This is a genomic window from Streptomyces sp. SID5910 (assembly GCF_009862125.1).
Lineage (GTDB): Bacteria > Actinomycetota > Actinomycetes > Streptomycetales > Streptomycetaceae > Streptomyces.
In genome coordinates this window covers 1-4,637 of the sequence record NZ_WWHX01000241.1, presented here as the reverse complement: position 1 = coordinate 4,637, position 4,637 = coordinate 1, and the positions used below count along the sequence as shown (strand labels likewise).

Genomic DNA, 4,637 nt, shown 5'->3' with positions numbered 1-4,637 from the left:
GCCACGTGACCCACCCTCGGCCAGCGCCCGCGCCGGGCACCCCAGCAATACCGGGCCGCCCGTCCCATCCCGCCCCGCACCCGCGCCGGGCCGCGGTCACATCCAGCTGTTCGTCCGTGCCCACCGCAGGACGTCGCCCACGGCGACCGGGACCTCCGCCGGGGGCGCCTCCACGGGCGGCGCGAAGCGGGCCGCCCGCCCCGGCCCGTGCAGCTCCGCCCAGATCGACCGCGCGCACGACTGGAGCAGCGGCGTCAGCCGCTCCAGCGAGCGGTGCCCGCCCATCGAGGACACGGAGACCGCGGCGATCGCCCGCCCCGCGCCCCGCAGCGGAGCCGCCACGCACACCAGGCCCGGGTACGTCCCCTCCAGGTCGAACGCGACACCCCGCTCACGCACGGACAGCAGCTCCGTGCGGAACGGGGCGGTGTGCGCGACCGTCCGGTGGGTGCGGGGACGCAGGCCGGCCTCGATCACCCGCTCCACGCAGGCCGGGTCGCCGAAGCCGAGGATGGCCTTGCCGGCGGCGGTGCAGTGCGCGGGGAGCCGGGCGCCGACACGCGTCGGCACCACGTGGGCGTCCAGGGTGCCGATGCGCTCCAGGCAGACCACCTCGGTGCCGTCCAGGACGTACAGCTGGACCAGCTTGCCGGTCGCCTCGTGGAGGTCGTCCAGCCTGGGCAGGGCCGCCCGCAGTAGCCGGTTGTGATGCGCGGCGAGCCCGCCGTGTTCCAGGATGCGCATCCCCATCCGGTAGTCCCGGCCCTCCCGTTCCAGCCAGCGCAGCTGCACCAGCTGATCGAGGATGCGGTGCGCGGACGAGCGGCTGAGACCCGAGCGGCGTATCACCTCGGTGAGGGAGAGCCGCGGGTGCGCGCCGTCGAAGGCGGCGAGCACCTTCTCGGCCTTCCGCAGGAGGGACAGGGGGGCGGCGTCCTGCCCGGTCCCGTCGTCCGCCACTGCCTCATGAAGCACAGCAAACCCCCTGATCAACGGGATGGTCCGATGGCGTCGCCCCTGCGCTGCGGCGCTGAACCGACCATGCCACGCCACCCGCGCGAGCGGGAAGAAGCCGGCAGCAGGTATTTCGGTTAGAAACACCTGACCGGTGTGTGACCGCCCTCCCGGGGCGCTTCCCGCTGAGCGGGAACCCCTCCTTCTGGGCCGCCGCGCCGCCGTCCTAGGCTCCTGTCGTCCCTCCGACGGACCGCACGGCGTGCCGCGCCGAGTCCCCGGGCCGGCCCGGTCGGGGCGCCCGGCGCGACACCCGCCGAGGCCGTGGACCCGCGGCAAACGACCAGAGGACACGATGCTGTGACGTACGACCACGACTCCACCTCCCGCACCGCCAAGGCGGGCGGTCTCACCCTCCACTACCACGAGGCGGGACCCGAGGACGCACCCGTGGTGATCATGCTGCACGGTGGCGGGCCCGGAGCCTCCGCCTGGTCCAACTTCGGCCGCAACCTCGCCCCGTTCGCCGAGGCCGGCCTGCGCACCCTGCTCGTCGACCAGCCCTGCTTCGGCCGCAGCGACAAACCCGAGCTGGACACCGACTACTTCACGTTCAGCGCGAACGCCGTCGCCGCCCTCATGGACGAACTCGGCATCGCGCAGGCCGGGTTCGTCGGCAACAGCCTCGGCGGCGGCGCCGCCACCAGGCTGGCGCTCGACCACCCCGACAAGGCCGACAGGCTGCTGCTCATGGGTCCCGGCGGGATCTCCGTCAACATCTTCACGCCCGACCCCACCGAGGGCATCAAGCACCTCTTCGCGTTCAACTCCGCGCAGGAGCCCACCCGCGAGCAGATGCGCACCTTCCTGACCACCCTGGCCTACGACGCCTCCGTCGTCACCGACGACTTCGTGGAGGAGCGCTACGCCCAGGCCACGGACCCCGCGGCCCGGCTCGGCGGGGCCCGCATGGGTGCCGCGTTCGCCAACCCCGCGTGGGCCGAACGCACCATGCTGTGGCGCGAGGCGCACCGCCTCACCCAGCCGGTGCTCCTCACCTGGGGCCGCGAGGACCGGGTGAACCCGGTCGATGGGGCGTTCGTCGCCCTCAAGACGATTCCCAACGCCCGTCTGCACGTCTTCCCGCACTGCGGCCACTGGGCCCAGTCCGAGAAGTTCGACGAGTTCAACCGGCTCGCCGTCGACTTCTTCACCCACTGAAGGGCCAGGCGCATGGAACGGCTGATGCCGCGGTCCTCCGGGCAGCGATGCCCGGACGGCCGCGAACCCATCGACGCGGAGCACTTCCGCAACGTCCTCGGCCGGTTCGCCTCCGGCGTGACGGTCGTCGCCTCGGCCGACGAGCACGGCAGGCCGGCCGGCCTCGCCTGTCAGTCGTTCGCGTCCCTCTCCCTCGACCCGCCGCTGGTCCTGGTCTGCGTCGGGCGTACGTCGTCCAGCTGGCCGAAGGTGGAGGCGGCCGGCCGGTTCGGCATCTCGGTGCTCGCCGAGGACCAGCGGGCCGTCTGCGCGGCCCTCGGCCGCCGGGGCGGCGACAAGTTCGCCGGCGTGGACTGGACGCTGTCCCGCAACGGCGCCGTGCGCATCGACGGGGCGCTCGCCCACATCGACTGCGCCGTGCAGAGCGTCGTGGAGGCCGGTGACCACTACGTCGTCGTCGCCCGCGTCCTGGAACTCACCGCCCGCGAGGACGGCACGCCGCTGCTGTACTTCCGCAGCACCTTCGCGAAGGGCATCTTCCGCTGACGACGGGCACGGCCGGGCGACCACGCGTCCGGGCACCGGGACCACCCCGGCGCCCGGGCGCCCTTCGTGCTCGCCGCACGGGAGCCCGCCGGGCGGTCGCGGACCGTACACTGCGGGCGTGACGCGGAACAGGGCGAGCGGCGGCGCACCGGAGGGGGACGCGGAACGGCGGGCCCTCCCCGCGACCGGCTGGGCGGTGCTCGGACTGCTCTCCTTCGGCGAGGAGCTGTCCGGGTACGACCTGAAGAAGTGGGCCGACTGGTCACTGCGCTTCTTCTACTGGAGCCCCTCCGTCAGCCAGATCTACGGCGAGCTCAAGCGGCTGGACCGCGCGGGCTACGTGACCTCGCGGACGGTCGCCCAGGAGACGGGCAACCGCGACAAGCGGGTCTACCGGATCACCGACGAGGGCATGGCAGCCGTCCGCACCTGGGCGAGGCGGGCCCCGGTGGACCCGCCGGTGCTCAAGCACGGTGTCGTGCTGCGGCTCTGGCTCGGACACCTGACGGAGCCCGAGCAGCTGCGCGAGGTGCTCGGCCGGCACCGGGAGTACGCCGAGACGATGCGCCGGCAGGCCGAGGCCGACGCCGAGGGCGCCGGCACGGACGAGGCATGGGCGTATCCGCAGCTCGCCCTGAAGTGGGCGGAACGCTACTACGCCGCGGAACGCGACCTGGCCGACGGCATGCTGGCCGACGTGGCTGAGCTGGAGCGTGAGGGGTCCTAGCGGCCCCGCGCCGCCACCGTTGTCCGAGCCGCCCGGTCAGGCCGCCGTCAGCCCCAGGTCCTCGGCGAGCCGCGCCCGGTGCCACGCCGGTGGGCCGAACAGCTGGGCCGAGCCGTGCGCGCGCTTGAAGTAGCGGTGCGCGTCGTGCTCCCAGGTGATGCCGATCCCGCCGTGCAACTGGATCGTCTCGCCCGCCACCGCCGAGAACGCCTCCGAGCAGGCCGACTTGGCGACGGCCGCGCGGCGGGTCAGCTCCGGTGACCCGTCGGCGGCCGCGCACGCCGCGCCGTACGCGGCCGAACGCGCCGACTCCACGAGTACGTACGCGTCCGCGAGCCGGTGCTTGAGCGCCTGGAAGGAGCCGATCGGCCGGCCGAACTGCACGCGCTCCCTCGCATAGGCGACCGTCAGCTCCAGGCACCGCTCGGCGGCACCCGTCTGCTCGGCCGCGAGGGCCGTGCAGGCCAGGTCCAGGACGTGCCGCAGGACCCGGCCGCCGTCTCCCTCGGCGCCGATCAGCCGCCCCTCTGCCCGGTCGAGCACGATGCGTGCCTGTGCGCGGGTCGTGTCCATGGTGACCGTCGCCTCGCGGCGCACCCCCGCGCCGTCGGCGGGCACCTCGAAGAGGGCCACCCCGGTCTCCGTCCGGGCCGCCACGAGCAGCAGACCTGCGCCGGCCCCGTCCAGGACGAACTCCTTGGTCCCGGTCAGCAGCCAGGCGCCGCCCGGACCGCGGACGGCCGCGGCACGGACCGCCGCCGGGTCCCAGGAGCCGCGTTCCGCCCACGCCAGCGCCCCCACGGTCCGCCCCAGGGCGAGCCCCGGCAGCAGCCGCGCGCACGCCCCGGCGTCACCGGAGGCCAGCAGGGCCCGCACGGCGAGGACGGCGGAGCCGAGAAAGGGTACGGGGCTCAGGGCCCGGCCCAACTCCTCCATGACGACGTGGACTTCACGGGCATCGCAGCCCGCACCGCCGTACTCCTCGGGGACGGCGAGGCCGGCGACGCCGATCTGCTCGGTCAACGGCCGCCAGGCCGCCGCTCCCTCGTGCCGGGCGAGGGAGGCCCGCACGGCGGACCGCAGTTCCCTCTGCTCCTCCGTGAGCCTCACGTGTCGGCTCCCTTCCGTGGTGGTGGTGACTCCGGCAGGACGCCGGTGAGGTGGTCAGGCCGCGAGGACGCGGGCGCGG

General features: G+C 74.3%; 5 protein-coding genes. 3 read left to right on the top strand and 2 right to left on the bottom strand.

Going from position 1 to position 4,637, the window contains the following annotated elements:
* Nucleotides 1-96: 96 nt before the first annotated feature.
* A complete protein-coding gene (locus tag GTW67_RS08665; protein ID WP_346010605.1) occupies nt 97-960 on the bottom strand; it encodes an IclR family transcriptional regulator in 864 nt (287 codons plus the stop codon).
* 354 nt (nt 961-1,314) lie between these two features.
* Here GTW67_RS08665 and hsaD point away from each other — a divergent pair, with 354 nt between their 5' ends.
* The 3 genes from hsaD to GTW67_RS08650 all read left to right on the top strand — a co-directional run bounded on the left by hsaD (nt 1,315) and on the right by GTW67_RS08650 (nt 3,448).
* A complete protein-coding gene (gene hsaD, locus GTW67_RS08660; protein WP_346010604.1) occupies nt 1,315-2,175 on the top strand; it encodes a 4,5:9,10-diseco-3-hydroxy-5,9,17-trioxoandrosta-1(10),2-diene-4-oate hydrolase in 861 nt (286 codons plus the stop codon).
* A 12-nt stretch (nt 2,176-2,187) separates the two neighbouring features.
* A complete protein-coding gene (locus tag GTW67_RS08655) occupies nt 2,188-2,721 on the top strand; it encodes a flavin reductase family protein (RefSeq protein ID WP_237518743.1) in 534 nt (177 codons plus the stop codon).
* Nucleotides 2,722-2,839: 118 nt separating this feature from the next.
* Nucleotides 2,840-3,448 carry a helix-turn-helix transcriptional regulator gene (locus GTW67_RS08650; protein ID WP_161164226.1) on the top strand — a complete coding sequence of 203 codons (609 nt, stop codon included), beginning with the start codon at nt 2,840-2,842 and terminating at the stop codon, nt 3,446-3,448.
* Between the two features lie 36 nt (nt 3,449-3,484).
* On the opposite strand, the gene GTW67_RS08645 is transcribed toward GTW67_RS08650, so the two are convergent.
* Nucleotides 3,485-4,558, bottom strand: coding sequence for an acyl-CoA dehydrogenase family protein (locus tag GTW67_RS08645; RefSeq protein WP_161164225.1), 1,074 nt, complete (start codon nt 4,556-4,558; stop codon nt 3,485-3,487).
* Nucleotides 4,559-4,637 lie beyond the last annotated feature (79 nt).

Excerpts from the sequence above, each read along its gene's own strand:
- GTW67_RS08655 (WP_237518743.1), top strand. The coding sequence starts at position 2,188 with ATGGAACGGCTGATGCCGCGGTCCTCCGGGCAGCGATGCCCGGACGGC.